16 protein-coding genes are annotated in these 18,307 nt (G+C 55.8%); 4 read left to right on the top strand and 12 right to left on the bottom strand.

Annotated elements, in window-relative coordinates:
- Positions 1-3: 3 nt before the first annotated feature.
- Positions 4-561, bottom strand: coding sequence for a YbaY family lipoprotein (locus AAH446_RS08620; RefSeq protein ID WP_342906295.1), 558 nt, complete (start codon positions 559-561; stop codon positions 4-6).
- A 220-nt stretch (positions 562-781) separates the two neighbouring features.
- On the opposite strand from AAH446_RS08620, the gene tesB reads away from it, so the two are divergent.
- Positions 782-1,642, top strand: a complete 861-nt coding sequence (gene tesB / locus AAH446_RS08615) for an acyl-CoA thioesterase II (RefSeq protein WP_342906294.1) — start codon at positions 782-784, stop codon at positions 1,640-1,642.
- A 58-nt stretch (positions 1,643-1,700) separates the two neighbouring features.
- Here tesB and amtB read toward each other — a convergent pair whose 3' ends face one another.
- The 5 genes from amtB to AAH446_RS08590 all read right to left on the bottom strand — a co-directional run bounded on the left by amtB (position 1,701) and on the right by AAH446_RS08590 (position 7,658).
- Positions 1,701-2,990, bottom strand: a complete 1,290-nt coding sequence (gene amtB, locus AAH446_RS08610; RefSeq protein ID WP_342906293.1) for an ammonium transporter AmtB — start codon at positions 2,988-2,990, stop codon at positions 1,701-1,703.
- A 38-nt stretch (positions 2,991-3,028) separates the two neighbouring features.
- Complete coding sequence (gene glnK / locus AAH446_RS08605; RefSeq protein WP_038627577.1) at positions 3,029-3,367, bottom strand: P-II family nitrogen regulator; 339 nt, start codon at positions 3,365-3,367, stop codon at positions 3,029-3,031.
- Positions 3,368-3,631: 264 nt separating this feature from the next.
- A complete protein-coding gene (locus tag AAH446_RS08600) occupies positions 3,632-5,401 on the bottom strand; it encodes a SmdB family multidrug efflux ABC transporter permease/ATP-binding protein (protein WP_342906292.1) in 1,770 nt (589 codons plus the stop codon).
- A complete protein-coding gene (locus tag AAH446_RS08595; RefSeq protein WP_342906291.1) occupies positions 5,394-7,163 on the bottom strand; it encodes a SmdA family multidrug ABC transporter permease/ATP-binding protein in 1,770 nt (589 codons plus the stop codon). Before AAH446_RS08595 ends, AAH446_RS08600 begins: the two co-directional genes overlap by 8 nt.
- Before the next feature lie 36 nt (positions 7,164-7,199).
- A complete protein-coding gene (locus AAH446_RS08590; RefSeq protein ID WP_342906290.1) occupies positions 7,200-7,658 on the bottom strand; it encodes an Lrp/AsnC family transcriptional regulator in 459 nt (152 codons plus the stop codon).
- A gap of 113 nt (positions 7,659-7,771) precedes the next feature.
- On the opposite strand from AAH446_RS08590, the gene AAH446_RS08585 reads away from it, so the two are divergent.
- Complete coding sequence (locus AAH446_RS08585; protein ID WP_342906289.1) at positions 7,772-8,806, top strand: PLP-dependent cysteine synthase family protein; 1,035 nt, start codon at positions 7,772-7,774, stop codon at positions 8,804-8,806.
- Positions 8,807-8,848: 42 nt separating this feature from the next.
- On the opposite strand, the gene cof is transcribed toward AAH446_RS08585, so the two are convergent.
- Entirely contained in the window at positions 8,849-9,667 is an 819-nt protein-coding gene (gene cof / locus AAH446_RS08580; RefSeq protein ID WP_342906288.1) for an HMP-PP phosphatase, read from the bottom strand.
- A gap of 99 nt (positions 9,668-9,766) precedes the next feature.
- Between cof and AAH446_RS08575 the strand changes: the two genes are divergently transcribed.
- Together AAH446_RS08575 and queC are read left to right on the top strand one after the other, a co-directional pair.
- Positions 9,767-11,467 (top strand): SgrR family transcriptional regulator, encoded by a 1,701-nt coding sequence (locus AAH446_RS08575; protein WP_342906287.1) that lies wholly within the window; start codon positions 9,767-9,769, stop codon positions 11,465-11,467.
- A gap of 67 nt (positions 11,468-11,534) precedes the next feature.
- Positions 11,535-12,230 carry a 7-cyano-7-deazaguanine synthase QueC gene (gene queC / locus AAH446_RS08570; RefSeq protein ID WP_342906286.1) on the top strand — a complete coding sequence of 232 codons (696 nt, stop codon included), beginning with the start codon at positions 11,535-11,537 and terminating at the stop codon, positions 12,228-12,230.
- Here queC and AAH446_RS08565 read toward each other — a convergent pair.
- The 5 genes from AAH446_RS08565 to lon form a co-directional block, all read right to left on the bottom strand.
- Positions 12,222-12,623, bottom strand: coding sequence for an acyl-CoA thioesterase (locus AAH446_RS08565; protein WP_342906285.1), 402 nt, complete (start codon positions 12,621-12,623; stop codon positions 12,222-12,224). The genes queC and AAH446_RS08565 overlap by 9 nt on opposite strands.
- A gap of 108 nt (positions 12,624-12,731) precedes the next feature.
- Positions 12,732-13,061, bottom strand: coding sequence for a helix-hairpin-helix domain-containing protein (locus tag AAH446_RS08560; RefSeq protein ID WP_342906284.1), 330 nt, complete (start codon positions 13,059-13,061; stop codon positions 12,732-12,734).
- A 138-nt stretch (positions 13,062-13,199) separates the two neighbouring features.
- Entirely contained in the window at positions 13,200-15,071 is a 1,872-nt protein-coding gene (gene ppiD, locus AAH446_RS08555; RefSeq protein WP_342906283.1) for a peptidylprolyl isomerase, read from the bottom strand.
- A gap of 240 nt (positions 15,072-15,311) precedes the next feature.
- On the bottom strand, positions 15,312-15,584 hold the full coding sequence (gene hupB, locus AAH446_RS08550) for a nucleoid-associated protein HU-beta (protein WP_342906282.1): 273 nt from the start codon (positions 15,582-15,584) through the stop codon (positions 15,312-15,314).
- Positions 15,585-15,793: 209 nt separating this feature from the next.
- Positions 15,794-18,148: an endopeptidase La gene (gene lon / locus AAH446_RS08545; protein ID WP_342906281.1), complete on the bottom strand. Its 2,355-nt coding sequence runs from the start codon at positions 18,146-18,148 to the stop codon at positions 15,794-15,796.
- Positions 18,149-18,307: the final 159 nt, after the last annotated feature.

The following is an 18,307-nucleotide window of genomic DNA, read 5'->3' as shown; positions in this document are numbered from 1 at the left end:
GTATTACAGGGAGGTTGGCGCAGGGACAGAGCCTGAAGGCGTCACGTGGGTCGGCGAGGTGGAAGGCACCGTGGTCGCCGCGCCGCTTTGCGTTGGCATAGCCATTGACGGCACCGGCACCAGCAACAGCTCTTCTTTATTACCGCCGTTGTTGATCACTGTTTTAACGGACTCGGTGATAAACATCATTTTACCGTCTACCGTGATGGCTGCGCTCAGCAGAATACGCGCATTGGGCTGAATGTCAGCCGGGTTATAGGGAAGAATAAATTTAAACGGCGCCTGCTTGCCATTCGTGTGTACGACACGCTGGGAGAGTACCTTAGAGGGCGTATCCGCCACGGAGGCATCAGACAAGGTGACCGTCAGTACCGCATCCGGCGGCAGCGCAACGCGCTGACGGATATAGATCGAGCCGCTGACGTTAGGCTGCCGCAGCTCGCTTTGCTGCCCCATTACCTTTGACCCCAGCGTGGGCGTTGACACATCAGCGCTTTTATCAGCACATCCTGCGAGTGCAACTGCCAGAGCCGCACCTGTTACCATTGGCCAGACTTTCATTGATTTATTCTCCTTATGATCAATGCGGATAGAATATTTTGCTGTTAGCGGAGGAGAAAGAAATTTCCTGTCCCGTTATTTTTAATATTGGCACAGGTTGCCGTTTTTTTCCTGAAAGCTGCGCAAGCGGGTTTTCCTTCACGGAATAGCACACTGCCCCGTTGCGCTAACTGGTCTGATCTCGCACACTAGAAAAGGAATAACCATTGAGGAAGCCGCGATGAGTCAGGCACTACAAAATCTGTTAAACCTGCTGAACCTGGAAAAGCTGGAAGAGGGCCTGTTTCGTGGCCAGAGTGAAGATCTGGGGCTGCGTCAGGTCTTTGGCGGTCAGGTTGTCGGACAGGCTCTCTATGCCGCTAAGCAAACCGTACCGGCAGAACGTTTTATCCACTCTTTCCATAGCTATTTCCTGCGTCCGGGCGATAGCCAGAAGGCCATTATCTATGATGTGGAGACGCTGCGGGACGGGCAGAGTTTCAGCGCAAGGCGGGTCAGCGCTATCCAGAACGGGCATCCCATTTTCTATATGACCGCCTCTTTCCAGGCGCCGGAAACGGGTTATGAGCATCAGAAAGCGATGCCTGACGTCCCCGGCCCTGACGCGTTACCCAGCGAAAGCGAGCTCGCCCACAAGCTGGCTCACTTTATACCGGAAAAAGCGCGCGAGAAGTTTCTTTCAGAAAAGCCCTTTGAAATCCGGCCGGTCAAATTTCATAACCCGCTGAAGGGCCACGTGGATGAACCCGTTCGCCACGTCTGGATTCGGGCGAACGGCGCGATGCCCGATGATAAGCGTATCCACCAGTATCTGCTTGGCTACGCCTCCGACTTCAATTTTCTGCCGGTGGCGTTGCAGCCTCACGGGAAGGGATTTCTTGAGCCCGGTTTACAGGTAGCCACTATCGATCACTCGATGTGGTTCCACCGCCCTTTCGATTTAAATCAGTGGCTGCTTTATAGCGTGGAGAGCACATCCGCCTCCAGCGCCAGGGGTTTTGTTCGCGGGGAGTTTTATACCCAGGATGGCACGCTGGTCGCATCAACGGTGCAGGAAGGCGTCATCAGGCAGCGCTCCTGAAAACGACGAAAACGGCTCCCTCAGGAGCCGTTTTCTGTTTCGAGGCACAATGCGTTAGTTAGCTGTTATACGCGTTCTCACCGTGGCTGTTAACATCCAGCCCTTCACGCTCCTGATCCTCAGGAACGCGCAGACCTACCGTCATATCCGCAATTTTGAAAGCGATAAAGGCGACGACGCCCGTCCAGACGATGGTGACACCCACGCTGAACAGCTGGATCCAGACCTGGTGGCCCATTGTCACGCCCTCTGCATAGCCAACGCCGCCCAATGAGGAAGAGGCAAAAACGCCCGTCAGCAGGCAGCCAACGATGCCGCAGACGCCGTGGACACCAAATACGTCACAAGGATCGTCCACCTTCAGCCATTTTTTCAGGATGGTCACGCCCCACAGGCCAGCCAGTCCGCCAACAATACCGATAATCAACGCCCCGCCGACGCCGACATAACCGCAGGCGGGTGTAATAGCGACCAGTCCGGCAATCGCGCCAGAGCAGACGCCCAGCAGCGATGGCTTACCGCGCAGGGCCCACTCGCCGAAGATCCAGCTCAGCATTGCACCCGCCGTCGCGATAACGGTGTTAAGGAAGGCCAGAGCAGCAATTTCATTAGCCGCGCCTGCCGAGCCCGCGTTAAAGCCGAACCAGCCAACATACAGAATGGCCGTACCCATAAATACCATCGGCAGATTATGCGGTTTGAACGCCTCTTTACCGAAGCCCGCCCGTTTTCCAACCAGATAGGCGCCGACTAGGCCCGCTACGGCAGCATTGATATGCACCACGGTGCCACCTGCGAAGTCGAGCGCGCCATCCTGCGCCAGCAGACCACCAGACCAGACCATATGCGCAATGGGCAGATAGGAGAAGGTCAGCCAGATTGCGACAAAAATCAATACGGCGGAGAAGCGGATGCGTTCAGCGATAGCCCCCACAATCAGTCCCACGGTGATACAGGCAAAAGAGGCCTGGAAAGAGACGTGTATATACTGGTAGAAGGTGCCGGTCAGGGCGGTCAGCTCAATATTTTTCAGCATCGCCATGCTGAAACCGCCAAAAAAGGCGTTACCTTCACTGAACGCCAGCGAATAGCCGTAGAGCATCCACAGGACGCAGACCATCGCAAACGTGACGGAAACCTGAGTCAGCATGGACAGCACGTTTTTGGCGCGAAGCAGGCCGCCGTAAAAAAGCGCAATCCCCGGTATAGTCATAAACAGCACCAGCGCGGTGCAAATCATCATAAAGGCGTTATCAGCTTTGTCCGCCACCGCAGGTACTGCCGCCATCGCGAGCGAGGGTGACAATGCGAGGCTGGCGAGGCCAAATTTAGTGAGTTTTTTGTTCATTTTTATTCCTTCCCATCACAATTCTTCACCCCGCAGGGCTAGAGTGCTGCTTCGTCAGTTTCGCCGGTACGAATACGGATCACCCGCTGCAGCTCTGCAACGAAGATCTTACCGTCACCAATTTTTCCGGTATAAGCCGCTTTACTGATCACGTCCACCACCTCATCGAGCTGGTCATCGGCAATCGCCACATCGATTTTTACTTTTGGCAGAAAGTTAACGCTGTACTCAGCGCCGCGATACAGTTCAGCATGCCCTTTTTGACGACCAAACCCTTTCACTTCGGTCACGGTCAGCCCCTGAATGCCGATAGAGGAGAGTGCTTCCCGCACGTCTTCCAGCTTAAACGGTTTGATTACCACGGTAACCAGCTTCATACGATCCCCTCCGGATAAGTAAAATGATTGTTCGCCCGACACGCAGGGAATACTGCAAAGGTTGTGCCATAAATAGGAATGAGGGGAATTTTAAGAGGATGAGTCAGGCCAGGGCTGATTGCGTATCAGACGTTTAAAACGTCAATACCAATGCGGCAGGGACGGGCGCTGAAAAAACGCACCACGAAGGTGCGTTACGCTTTAAGGAAGTGCAGAGAGCCTGATTCAGCGGTCGCTGTGCCTGCTGCTGGTGCAGCGAAGCGGCTAACTTTCTGCGAGCTCGGCTGCGCCCAGCTCCTCTCCAACCTGCTGAAGCTGATACATCTGCCAGTAGCGGCCCTTTTTCTCCAGCAGCTGCCGGTGGTCTCCCTGCTCCACCGCGCGTCCGCGGTGCAGCACCAGAATAGAATCCGCTTCGGTAATGGTCGACAGGCGATGGGCAATGACGATCAGGGTGGTTTTCTGGCGCACGGCCTGAAGCGCCTTCTGGATCGCCCGTTCGGTTCCGGAGTCGATATTTGCCGTGGCTTCGTCAAGGATCAGGATCTGCGGAGAGGCGACCAGCACACGCGCCATCGCCAGAAGCTGCTTCTGTCCGACTGACAGGTTATTCCCCTGTTCGCCAAGCCGCGTGTAAATGCCCTCGCAGAGGCTGCGCGCCAGATCGGCCAGCTGAACCGTCTCCAGCGCCTGCCAGACCGCCTCTTCGCTGATATCACGGCCTAACGTGACGTTAGCAAAAAACGTGTCGGCCAGCACCACCGGATCCTGCTGGACCATTGCCACCCCCTGCCGCAGCACGCCGTGGCTGAGGGAGCCGAGCGAACGCCCATCGAGCCGGATATCTCCCTGCTGTAACGGATAGTATCCCATCATCAGATTGGCCAGCGTACTCTTGCCGCTTCCCGTATGGCCGACCAGGGCAACGAAGCTGCGCGGCGGGATGTGCAGGTTAATGTCGATCAAAACGTGCCGGTCATCGCGATAAGCAAAGGTCAGGTTCTCAATTTCAACCTGTCCGGTGCTGAGCGGTCGCGTATCGCTTCCGTAACGCTGACGTGGCGCATCCATCAGTTCAAATATACGTTCACCCGCCACCACAGCCTGCTGAAGCATCGACTGCTGCGTGGTCAGCTCTATCAAAGGTTCATTCAGCCTGCCAAGATAGTTGATGAAAGCATAAAGCACCCCCACCTCAATGCTGCCCGCCTGAGAGAAGCCGAACAGCATCATCAGGCCGCAGAGGATCATCGCAGAAAACAGGCTGAGCAGCGGCCGGAGCAAAAAACCATCCAGGCGCAGCGTTTCCATTCTCGCCAGATAGTGTGAGCGGCTCGCCTCCCCCATTCTTTCGCCAAAGCGCGCCTGCTGGCGAAACTGCTGGATGACACTCATGCCGTTTATCACTTCATTAAAGCCGTTGTTAATATCCGCCAGATAACCGCGCACCCGGCGTACAATCGGCGTGCTGTAGCGCTGGTAAATCAGCATCACCGTAATAACGGCCGGAAAAATAGCAATGGCCACCAGCGCCATCCGCCAGTCAAGGCTGAACATGGCGACCAGCATGGCGCCAACCAGCGCCGCGCTGCGCAGCACGGTCGCAACGACGGTGACGTAGAGATCGCGCACGACTTCGGTATCGTTAGTCACCCGCGAAATAATCTGCCCGACGGGCTGGGTATCAAACGCGCTGAGCGGCTGACGCAGCGCCGCATCCATCACGTCAGTGCGCAGACGCTGCACCACGCCCACCGCCGCCTGGTTAAACAGCAATGCCTGCCAGTAATGCAGGGAGGCCGCCAGCACCTGTAGCAGAAAGTAACTGACCACCAGTCCGGCAACGATGCCCAGCGGCATATTGTGTTTTGCCACCAGATTATCGATGAAATAGCTGACCAGCACCGGACCCGTGACCTCCGCAGCGGCGGCAATCCAGAGCAGCAGCACGGCCAGCCCGAGGGATTTTCGCCACGGCGAACCGTAGGCAAGCAGACGCTTCAGCGTCGGCCAGAGGTGGGCAAGATTAGTCATGAGGCACTCCTTTTTCACTATCATCCTCATCAAGCGCGGCCTCAAGCTGCTGATAGCGGTACATATCCTGATACCAGCCGGACGTCGCGACCAGCGCTGCGTGCTGTCCACGCTGCGCAACGGCGCCGTGCTGCATGACTAATATTTCACTGGCTTCGGTCAGGGCAGAGAGGCGATGCGCGCTGATGATCACCGTCCTCCCTTCGCCCCAGCGGCGCAGATTATGCAGAATTTGATGCTCTGTACGGCCATCTACCGCCGAAAGCGCATCATCCAGGATCAGGATCTCCGCATTCAGCAGCAGGGCTCTGGCGATAGAAATACGCTGCTTCTGCCCGCCGGAAAGCATCACGCCCCGCTCCCCGACTTCGGTTTCGTAACCCTGCGGCAGCCGCAGAATGTCGTCATGCACATTCGCCAGCCTCGCGGCCTGCTCAATGTCGCTTTTGCTGGCGGCGGGGCGGCCCAGCGCAATGTTGTTAGCGATGGTATCTGAGAATAAAAACGGCGTCTGGCTGACCACCGCCAGCCTGCTGCGCCAGCTGTCGAGACGAAGCTGCGGCAGGGGAATGCCGTGATAGCGGATATCTCCCTGCGAGATATCAAAGTGGCGCTGAATCAGGCTCAGGAGCGTACTTTTTCCGGCCCCCGTCGGACCGCAAAGACCCAGCATCTGTCCCGGCCTGAGGCTGACATTGATATGCTTCAGCGAGGGCTGCTGCGCGCCAGGATAACAGAATTCGCGGATGGCGATCTGCAATGCTCCCCGATCCGGCGGTAGCAGTCTGGTACCATCTTCCACCGCCGGAGCCTCCGCCAGCAGGGAACGAATACGGCTCCAGGCCGCGCTCCCACGCTCCACAATATTAAACATCCACGCCAGCGCCAGCATTGGCCAGATCATCAGACCGAGATACATCACAAAACTGGTCAGCTGACCCAGCGTCATCTGTCCGTGCCAGACAAACCAGCTGCCGCCGCCAATCGCCAGCAAATTAGAGAGCCCAATGGCAATATAGATAGTGGGATCGAAACGGGCATCCACTCTGGCGACGCGCAGGTTTTTCTGCCCCGTCTCACGGGCGATAGTGGCAAACTGTCCGGATTGATGATCTTCCAGCCCGAACGCCTTGATCATACGAATGCTGGTCAGGCTCTCCTGGGTCTGATCGTTCAGTGAAGAGAAAGCTGCCTGGGCAAGCTTGAAGCGGTTATGGAGCTGATCGCCGTAGCGCTTAATGACTAGCGCCATCACCGGCATCGGCAGCAGCGCCAGCAGCGTCAGCTGCCAGCTAATCTGGGTGCTCATCACCACCAGCACGGCCAGCCCCATCACCAGCGAATCGACCAGCGTCAGCACACCCTCACCGGCAGCAAAAACCACACGATCAACATCATTGGTCGCCCGGGCGATAAGATCGCCCGTCCGGTGGCGCAGATAGAATCCCGGATGCTGGCGGCTTAACTGACGATAAAAATCCTGCCTGAGTTCCACGGCGAGCTGGTAAGAGGCCCCGAACAGCAGCACCCGCCAGACGTAGCGCAGCAGGTAAACCACAATCGCGGTCAGCAGCATGACGCCTACCCACATCATCAGCTGCGAGTTGCTCATTTGCTGTCTGGAGACACCATCAATGATGGTGCCGACTATCTTCGGCGGCAGCAGCTGGAGGATAGCGATAATAATCAGCAGAAAAACGGCGCCAAGATAGCGTCGCCATTCGCGAATAAAGTACCAGCTTAGTTGACTAAACAATCGCACAGAAACCGTCCTGGATAAGCGTGAGCGGCGGCATAATTAGCCGAGGGGCAGTGCCGTCGTGTATTTTATCTCTTCCATAGCGAAGCTCGAAGTGACATCCAGTAAACCTGGAACCGCGTTCACTAACCGTTTATAGAAGGCGTCATAGGCTTTCATATCGGAAACCTGAATACGCAGCAGGTAATCATACTCTCCCGCCATCCGGTAACAACCCATTACCTCCGGCATCGCCTGCACGACAGCAACAAATTGCTGATACCAGCTGCTGCTGTGCTGCTGGGTTTTAATCAGCATAAACGCCGTCAGCGGCAGCGCCAGTTTTTCCGCATTCAGCAGGGCGACCCGGCCGCGAATATAGCCTTCATCTTCCAGCTTTTTCAAGCGTTTCCAGCAGGGTGTGGTGGTCAGGTGAACCGCATCCGCCAGCGCCTGAAGCGAGAGCGTACAGTCCTGCTGAAGCAGCGCAAGGAGCTTAAGGTCTGTTTTATCTGGCATGGCCCTCTCCGGGAGAATATTTTTCTCTTAAGTCGCCATTATACAGTAAAGAGAACAAACCTTTTTTCCTGTTAATGCCGTACCCTGTCTCAAACGATCCGGGGAGAGAAGGTATGACGAACAGTTGGGTTTCGCTGGCGATTAAAGAGATTAATGCTGATATTCAGCGTTCTGCGGATACACATCTGATCCGCCTGCCGCTGCCTGCTTATCCCGGTGTCTGGCTCTATCTGAAAGATGAGAGTACGCATCCCAGCGGCAGCCTTAAGCACCGGCTGGCGCGATCGCTGTTTCTTTATGGACTCTGCAATGGCTGGATCCGGGAAGGTACCCCCATTATTGAAGCCTCTTCAGGCAGCACGGCGGTTTCCGAAGCCTATTTCGCCCGGCTGCTTGGCCTGCCTTTTATTGCGGTGATGCCCGCATCAACGGCGAAACGCAAAGTGGAACAGATCGCCTTCTACGGCGGTCGCTGTCATTTTGTTGAGGATCCCTGCCAGATGTATGCGGAATCGGAACGGCTGGCGCAGGAACTGAACGGACATTTTATGGATCAGTTCACCTTTGCCGAACGTGCTACTGACTGGCGCGGTAACAACAATATCGCCGACAGTATTTTCCAGCAGATGCGCAGCGAGCCCTGTCCCGTTCCCGAAAGTATAGTAATGAGCGCCGGCACCGGCGGAACGTCAGCCACTATTGGCCGCTATCTTCGTTACCAGGGGTATCCCACAAAGCTGCTGGTGGTCGATCCTGAACATTCCGTATTTTACGACTACTGGCATCAGGGCGACAAATCACTGCGCAATACGCGGGGCGGCAATATTGAGGGTATTGGCCGGCCGCGCGTGGAGCCTTCATTTATTGCAGGCGTGGTGGATGAGATGCTGCGGGTGCCGGATGGTGCCAGTATCGCAACTATGCTCTGGCTTGAAAAACAGCTGGGCCGTAAGCCTGGCGCCTCAACCGGAACCAACGTCTGGGGTGCCTTACAGGTTGCCAGAAAGATGGCGGCGGAAAAACGCAGCGGCTCGGTCGTTACGCTGCTATGTGACAGCGGCGAGCGCTATCTTGACAGCTATTATAATCCGCGCTGGGTGGCGGAAAATATTGGGGATATCAGCGCCTGGCAGAAAATGCTGGCATAAAAAAGCCGGGCTTCCTGCCCGGCACACTGGATACAGGCCTCCTTATTCGGGGGAATAGGCGAGGTGGGGGGTGGAAAGCCAGTGATTAAGATAATGAGACACGCCCTGTGTCTCGCAATGTCCGATAATGGGTAAGTGAGGCAGGTGCATTTTCAGCTGGTTCATCGCATTTCCCATGATAAATCCCCGCCCGACCGTTTCCAGCATCTCGCGGTCGTTCATCGCGTCGCCAAACGCCATGCAGTCCGCCAGGGTAAAACCTAAAGACGCGCTGAGCCAGGCGAGTGCCGTTCCTTTATTACAGCCGGTTGGCAGCACCTCAAGGCAGTTTCTTGCTGAAAAGCAGAGATGCGCGGCATCACCCAGCGCCTCACGGAGCTTCCGCTGGAGATCGCAAAGTTCTGCCTCTTCATCGATAAAACAGATTTTGGTCACCTGATGCGCCGGCAGCCGCCGGAGATCGGTTAACTGGTAGCTGAAATCACTCATCTGATGCGCCATGAGTATCTCCGGAACGACATCCTGAGTCAGCCAGCCACGATCGTTAAAAACGTGCATGCTGGCTGTCGTCTTCCAGTGGGCGTGAATAACCTCTTCTGCCACTTCAGGAGCAAGATCGCAGGCGAAAAGCAGATTACCTTCCCTGTCGTGAATACGGGTGCCATTACCGCTGATTAAATAAGCGCTCAGCTTGAGCTGGGCAATCAGTGACTGCATCTCCAGGAAATGACGTCCCGTTGCAAACGAGAGCAGTACACCCCGCTCGGCCACCGAACGCAGCGCTGTAAGGGTGGTCTCCCCCAGCCTGTGATCGGGCATCAGTAACGTTCCATCCATATCAAACGCGGCAAGACGGGCCATAGTGACTCCAGTGGCGTTTTTTTCATCGAAGGTTGAGTATCGCCTGGTAATTACGGTACGAATAGGGAATACTTTTAAAAAACTGTTCCGGGTTTATCTATGCGCCAGCTTAACCGCCTTAATCAGTTTCAGCGCCTCTGGCACGCCAGTCAGGGTCAGCGCCAGCTGACCAGCGTGACGGAGATGGCCAGCCGCTGTTTCTGTAGTGAACGGCACATGCGCACGCTGCTCGGGCAGTGGCAGCATCAGGGCTGGCTCAGCTGGCAGGCGCAGTCTGGCCGCGGACGACGTGGCGAGCTGCGCTTTCTGAAAACGCCCGATCTTATTCGCCGCGAGCTGTTGCAACAGCAGCTTACGCTCGGCCAGCCCCATCACGTCCTTGAGCTGATTAACCTTGAACCCGCGCAGCTGAGCCAGCTGCTGAAACCCTTTATGGGCGGTCAGTGGCAGGACGATCGGCCAACGCTGCGAATTCCTTATTATCGCCCTCTCGATCCGCTGCAACTCCCCGACGTGCCGGGACGCGCTGAACAGCACCTCGCCAGACAAATCTATGCCGGCCTGACCCGGTTTGTGGATAACAAAGTCGCTCCCGATCTGGCGCATCACTGGCAGTGCAGCGCGGAGGGGCTAAGCTGGTTTTTCTTTCTCCGGCCACAGCTTTACTGGCATAACGGCGAGCGCGTCGATTCGCTTCAGCTGCTGCATCGCCTGCAGCAGATACGCGACAGTCAGACGGGACGGAAGCTGCTGGCCGCCGTCAAATCCCTGACGCTGCCTCAGGCATTATGTCTGCGCATTGATTTACACACGCCCGACAGCTGGCTGCCTTATCGTCTCGCGACCGTACCCTGCCTTCTGGCACATCCCGACGAGGAAAGGCTGGGAACGGGTCCCTGGCGGATTGCAGCCTGGTCCCGCGAGCTGATCAGAATTGAAAACCATGAACGCTACCATGATTCGCATCCGCTGATGCAGGCGGTGGAATACTGGATCACGCCGCAGCTGTTTGATCAAGCCCAGGGCAACAGCTGCCGTCACCCGGTACAGATTGCCATTGGCCAGCCGGATGAACTGGCGCAGTTACGCCCGGTCAGCCGCCGTCTCAGCCTGGGATTTTGCTATATGGCGATCAATCAGAAAGCGGCGCTGACGCCACAGCAGCGTCAAAAACTGATGGGACTGATCCAGAGCCAGGGAATGATTGACAGCCTGCCGCTGCAGGAAGGCCTGATCGCGCCCAGCCATGAAATCTTGCCCGGCTGGAAGGTACCGGACTATGGGGGTAACGAGGCGGTGGCTCTGCCCGCCACGCTTCATCTGCATTACCACCTGCCGGTAGAGCTGCACGCTATGGCTGAAAGGCTCAGAAGCGTGCTGGCTGAAGAAGGCTGCGAGCTCAGCCTGCATTTTCATGCCGGGAAAACCTGGCAGGCCTGTGAAGGGCTGGAGAAAGCCGATCTGATTATGGGCGATCGGCTGATCGGGGAAGCGCCGGAATTTACGCTGGAGAACTGGCTCCGGCTTGACCGGCTCTGGCCAGCGATTCTGGGAGAGGTCGCCTGCGCGGATCTGCTCTCAGCGTTAGACCGTTTGCAGCGCAGTGCCAGCGAGCGCGACAGGCACGGTGCGCTGCAACAGGTTTTTCACCGCCTGATGAGTCAGGCGGTCATTACGCCTCTTTTTAACTACCGCTATCAGATTAGCGCGCCGCCTGGAGTGGAAGGAATTGCCCTGAACGCCCGCGGCTGGTTTGATTTCTCCCGCGCCTGGATACCGCCGCCGGTCGCGATTGTCTGAGCGACGCTACCCTTCTGTCCCGGCAGGCAGTACCATAGACCGCTTCAGTATGTATAAGGTGAAAAGTATGAAGCGTGCAGTGGTAGTTTTCAGCGGCGGTCAGGACTCAACAACTTGTCTGATTCAGGCATTGAAGCAGTATGACGAGGTGCACTGCATCACTTTCGATTACGGCCAGCGCCATAGCGCGGAAATTGAGGTTGCCCGGACGCTCTCGGTATCGCTTGGCGCGCGTGCGCATAAAGTGCTGGACGTCACCATGCTTAACGAACTGGCGGTCAGCAGTCTGACGCGGGACAGCATTCCGGTTCCGGCCTGGGATCCGCAGGCCAGCGGTCTGCCCAGCACCTTTGTTCCCGGACGCAATATTCTGTTTTTAACGTTGGCCGCCGTCTATGCTTACCAGGTTGAGGCTGAAGCGGTCATCACCGGCGTTTGTGAAACTGACTTTTCCGGTTATCCCGACTGCCGCGACGAGTTTGTCAAAGCCCTGAATCACGCGGTTGAGCTCGGCATGGCGCGCAATATTCGTTTCGAAACGCCGCTGATGTGGCTGAATAAAGCTGAAACCTGGGCGCTGGCCGACTACTGGCAGCAGCTTTCCCTCGTGCGCCGCGAAACGCTGACCTGCTATAACGGCATTAAGGGCGATGGCTGTGGAGAATGTGCCGCCTGTCATCTGCGCGCCAACGGTCTTAATGAATATCAGGCCAACCCAGGTCTGGTTATGCAGGAGATGAAGCACAAGACTGGCTTAGTCTGAGAGCATCTCTTCCATACGTCTTTTCAGTTCACCCTCCATCGGCTGCGCCTTCTGCGTGCGCAGGTCGATGCAGACAAAGGTCAGGGCGGCATCAGCGACGGCTTCACCCTCAGGCGCCAGCGTCACTTGTTGCCCGATCACGCCGCTCTTTCCGCCCAGCTGCATCAGCTGGCTTCTGATTTCCAGCACGTCCCCCATCAGGGCGGGCCGGCGATAGTTAATGTTGATATTAACCACCACAAACGCCAGGTTGTTTTCCGTCAGCCAGTGAAAGGACTCAAGCCGCTCCAGCCATGCCCAGCGCGCTTCCTCCAGAAATTCCAGATAGCGTGCGTTATTAACATGCTGATAAACATCGAGATGATAGCCGCGAACTTTAATAGTGGTGTGCATTCCGATTCCGCTCCGTTAAAAAAGGCCATACCCACTGGTATGACCTCACACAGCGTAGCATCTGGTCGGGCCAGCACTAGGTTCCCGCGACGGATCTCGCGAAGAGGATCACAGTTTAAGCCTCGTCAGATTGCGCTCCACCAGAGCATTGCCCAGGCCGGGAACCTCTTTCAGCTGGGTAATCTCCGTAAAGGGCCCATATTGCTTGCGGTAGCTGACGATAGCCTCCGCTTTTTTCAGCCCTACCCCGTTCATCGCCGCCGCCAGCTCTTCCGCACTGGCCTGATTGATACTGACCTGTTCCTGCGTTACCGCTGCGGTCTGGGCGGTTGCCTTCGCTTCGCCCGACAGTGCGGTGGGTTCCGCGTGAACGGAGATGCCCGTCATCAATCCGACCGCGAGCGCTAAACCAGCCGCGCTAAGTATCCTGTTTTTCATGCTGTTTCCTCCATGTTTGTGACAGCACGATCAGACTATCCAGGGCTGCCATCAGGCGCAAACGGCGGAAGAGAGAAATGGAAAAGGCCGCAGAAGCGGCCTTTTTTATTACATCAGATTGCAGTAGAAATGCGGGGCTTACTGGGCCTGTGCCGCAGCACCGTACTTAACTTTGCCTTCTTTACGCAGATTACTCATCAGCGCTTCAAAGACAATCTGTGCGTTATTCTGCGTCATGCCCTGTACCAGCGCCTTTTTCTGTTCATCAGGCATAGTACCGGCACTGACCTTGTCGAGCGCCAGAAGCACCACGTTGCCCTGACTGTCTTCGCTGACGCTGTAGACAGGTTTTTCCTGCTGCGGCGGCGTTAAGGTGAAGACCGACTGGGCCAGCGCGCCAGGATCGTTACGGGTCAACGTCTTCTGCTCACCAAAGCTCAGGTTAGCGGCTTTCATCGCCTCTGCTCCCTTACCTGCCTTCAACTCTTCAACCAGCTTCGCGGCCTGGGCCTGCGCTACTTTCAGCGCTTTGTCGGCTTTCAGCCGGTCAGTAATGTCGGCGGTTACCTCTGTCAGCGGTTTCACCGCTTCTGGCTTGTGCTCGCTGACGCGTAGAACGAAAGCGCGATCGCCTTCCACGGTAATGATGTCAGAGTTGCTGCCCGGCGCACCGTTTTCCCCTACCAGACCACCGCTAAAGATAGCCTGTTCAACTGGCTTGAAGTTAAGCTCTGCGGGAAGCGAATCCGCGCTGAACCAGCCGGTCTCAACCGCCTTCACGCCGGCCACATCTTCCGCGCCCGCCAGTGACTCATTGTCATTGCTGGCGGCATCGCTGACTTTCTGCTGGAGCTGATACCATGCATCAAGCGCTTTTTCCTGCTTCACCTTCGCCGCAATCTCGTCATGCACGGTCGCCAGCGGTTTCACCTGCTGCGGCTCAACGTCGTCAACGCGGGCGATAATAAAGCCGACGGAGGAAGGAATGATGCCCGAAAGCTGCCCTTTCTCCTGCAAGTTAGCGCCTTTCAGCTCATCCGGTGTGGTATCCGGCTCCAGCCAGCCCATATCGCCACCTTTACGGGCGGAGATAGGATCGATGGAGTGCGTTTTTGCCAGCGCGGCGAACGCTTCCCCTTTCTTCAGCTCATCAAGGACCGACTGTGCTTCAGCTTCGGTTTTGGTCTGGATGATGCTGAAGCGCGTACGCTGCGGCTGCGTGTAATCCTGCTTATGCTGGCTGTACCACGCCTGAATATCGCTTTCGCTAACGCTTTCCTGCATCGCGGTTGCATCGAGCTTGATGTATTTGACGCGGAACTGCTCAGGTGACATGAAGCTGTTCTTGTTTTGCTCGTAGTAGTTCTTAATCTCTTCTTCACTGACGGACTGTTCAGCCGCCAGCGCAGCAACGTTAATGGTCGCTTCGCGTACCAGACGCTGCTGAGAAATCAGCGCCGAAAGCGCGTCAGTTTCACCGGAAAGCATAAAATCCGTGCCGATAATGGCGCTGACCAGCTGCTGAGTCGTCATCTGCTTACGTAAAGCTTCGGCGTAGCCATCTGCCGTTAAGCCGTTACTGTTGAGAATGCCGAGATATTTGGTGTTATCGAAGCGGCCATTAGTCTGAAATGCCTGCTGCGAGAAAATAGCCTGTTTGATCTGCTCATCGCTGATCGCCAGCCCAAGCTCCCTGGCATACTCGGTCAGAAGCGTCTCATCAATAAGCTGGGAGAGCGCCTGCTGGCGCATCTGCTGCATCCAGGCAGGATTGCCGGCCAGCTGGGAGAACTGCTCACCGAGCTGCTGCTGCTGGCGTGAACGCTCTCTGGAAAATGCGTTTTCGAGCTGCGCACGACTGATTTCCTGGCCGTTAACTTTCGCTGCGTAATCATCATTGCCGCCGATCAGGTAGCCGCCTACGCCGGTCAGCACGAAAGACAGGATGATCAGAGCCAGTATAATTTTGAGCACGACATTGTTCGACGCCGCGCGTAAATTGTCCATCATGGTGTGACAACACTCCGCTGTAGTGTGAATGTAAACCCCTGGCGCTCGTCCCGCATTCCAGGGGACGTGCCGCTGCGTAAACCGCCTGCTGCTCCACGCCCTTAACAACCGCCGTTCGCGTTTGTCATTGAAACATAAAAAAAGGCACACCAGTGATTCCAGTGTGCCCGTATGTTACATGAGAATGCTATGACAATCCTCACCCTACCGAAGAAATTGCTCCGGTAAAGGCAGCGGCTGTCAGTTCACCGCGTCTTTAAGTGCCTTACCGGCACGAAAACCTGGGACTTTACCCGCCGCGATGGTGATCTCTTTTCCGGTTTGTGGGTTACGTCCGGTGCGTTCTGCACGTTCGCGCACGGAGAAAGTCCCGAAGCCAACCAGCGCCACTTCATCACCCGCTTTCAGCGTATCTGATACGGCACCCACAAATGCATCCACGACGCGCCCTGCCGCTGCTTTTGAAATATCCGCATCCGCAGCAATTTTGTCGATCAACTGTGACTTATTCACCCAATCATCCCCTCTTTTATTTTTGATTATCGCACCGGATATCCTACCGGCTACGAACACCTACATGAAGCCTGTCAGGCAGTAACAGGGAGTCTTATGGCAACGCCGTCACTGGCTAAACAGCCCTCTAAAGTAGCGGTACAAAAAAAAGCTGGCAAGTCCCATTTGACCTGCCAGCTCTGGTTTTGCAGCGTATTTGTCTTATGTCACTATTTAGCGGTCGCAACCTGCATGCCGTAAGGCGCATTTTGCAGGGCAAACGTCAGGACTTCCTCAATACGCTTCACCGGATGAATATCCAGATCGGCAATAACGTTATCCGGAATCTCTTCCAGATCGCGTTTGTTTTCATCAGGGATCAGCACGGTTTTAATGCCGCCACGGTGCGCCGCCAGCAGTTTTTCCTTCAGACCGCCGATAGGCAGAACCTGACCGCGCAGCGTGATTTCACCCGTCATCGCCACATCGGCGCGTACCGGATTCCCGGTCAGGCAGGAAACGAGTGCGGTACACATCGCAATACCTGCGCTCGGGCCATCCTTCGGCGTCGCGCCTTCCGGCACGTGGACGTGAATATCACGCTTCTCGTAGAAGTCGCCGTTAATCCCCAGCTTCTCCGCACGGGCGCGGACCACGGTCAGCGCAGCCTGGATGGATTCCTGCATAACCTCGCCAAGCGAACCGGTATAGGTCAGCTTACCTTTGCCCGGCACACAGGCGGTTTCGATGGTCAGTAAGTCGCCACCCACCTCGGTCCACGCCAGACCCGTCACCTGGCCCACGCGGTTTTCACTGTCCGCACGGCCATAGTCATAACGCTGTACGCCGAGGAAGTCTTTCAGGTTATCCGCATTGATCTCAATGTGTTTGATCGACTTATCCATCAGCAGCGTTTTAACCGCTTTACGGCACAGCTTGGAGAGTTCGCGCTCAAGGCTACGCACGCCCGCTTCGCGAGTGTAATAGCGGATGATGCCAACAATCGCGCTGTCATCAACCGTCAGCTCGCTCGGTTTCAGGGCGTTACGCTCAATCTGCTTCGACAGCAGGTGCTGTTTGGCGATATTGAGTTTCTCATCCTCGGTGTAACCGGACAGGCGGATCACTTCCATACGATCCAGCAGCGGAGCTGGGATGTTCATGGAGTTGGAGGTGGCTACGAACATCACGTCGGAGAGATCGTAGTCAACTTCCAGATAGTGATCGTTAAAGGCGATGTTCTGCTCAGGATCGAGAACTTCAAGCAGGGCAGAAGCGGGATCGCCACGCATATCCGAAGACATCTTGTCGATCTCATCCAGCAGGAAAAGCGGGTTTTTAACGCCAACTTTCGCCATTTTCTGAATCAGTTTGCCCGGCATGGAACCGATATAGGTCCGGCGGTGACCGCGAATCTCAGCTTCGTCACGCACGCCGCCAAGCGCCATACGGACATACTTGCGGCCCGTCGCTTTGGCGATGGACTGTCCCAGCGAGGTTTTACCCACGCCCGGCGGCCCCACCAGGCAGAGGATCGGCCCTTTGATTTTGCTGACGCGACTCTGGACCGCTAAATATTCCAGAATGCGGTCTTTAACGCGTTCCAGCCCGAAGTGATCGGTATCCAGCGTTTCCTGCGCTTTCACCAGGTCTTTTTTGACTTTGCTGCGCGCATTCCAGGGTACCTGAACCATCCAGTCAATGTAGCCACGGACAACGGTCGCTTCCGCAGACATAGGCGACATCATTTTCAGCTTTTGCAGCTCGGCTTCGGTTTTTTCGCGTGCCTCTTTCGGCATTTTGGCGGCGTCAATTTTACGCTTCAGCGCTTCATTTTCGTCCGGCGCGTCATCCATTTCGCCAAGTTCTTTCTGAATGGCTTTCATTTGTTCATTCAGATAATACTCGCGCTGGCTTTTTTCCATCTGCTTTTTGACGCGATTGCGGATGCGTTTCTCAACCTGAAGCAGGTCGATTTCCGATTCCATCATCGCCATCAGATATTCAAGACGCTCGTTGACGTCCGACATTTCAAGCACGGACTGCTTGTCGGCCAGCTTCAGCGGCATATGCGCGGCGACCGTATCCGCCAGACGCGCTGCATCTTCAATGTTATTCAGTGAAGTCAGGACTTCAGGCGGAATTTTTTTGTTCAGCTTGATGTAACCTTCAAACTGGTTAATCGCCGTACGCACCAGCACTTCCTGCTCGCGCTCGTCGATCTCAGGTGAAGCCAGATATTCAGCCTGGGCCGTGAAATGGTCGCCGTTATCAGCAAGCGTGGTGATATGCGCGCGCTGTAGCCCTTCCACCAGCACTTTAACCGTACCGTCAGGCAGCTTCAGCATTTGCAGGATCGATGCCACGGTCCCTACAGAGAAGAGATCGTTTATACCAGGCTCATCCGTTGAAGCTTCTTTCTGAGCGACCAACATGATTTTTTTATCATGATCCATGGCGGCTTCAAGGCAGCGGATCGATTTCTCACGTCCGACAAACAACGGAATTACCATGTGCGGATAAACCACTACGTCACGCAACGGCAACACAGGGATTTCAATGCGTTCAGAACGCTCAGGATTCATAGAGCTCTCTCTTAGTTTAATTTCCGCCAGGGTGATGGGAACCGCAACAGACAACTAAAGTGCAGTTTTCCCCACAGGTAGTTGAGTATATGGGGATGAATACGTGACATTCAACGCTATGAGCGAGAGAAAAACGAAAGGGGGAATAATTTCCCCCTT

This window comes from Erwinia psychrophila (assembly GCF_039023475.1).
Classification (GTDB): Bacteria; Pseudomonadota; Gammaproteobacteria; order Enterobacterales; family Enterobacteriaceae; genus Erwinia.
The sequence above is the reverse complement of the archived record's forward strand: the minus strand, read 5'-3'. Positions and strand labels throughout refer to the sequence as shown.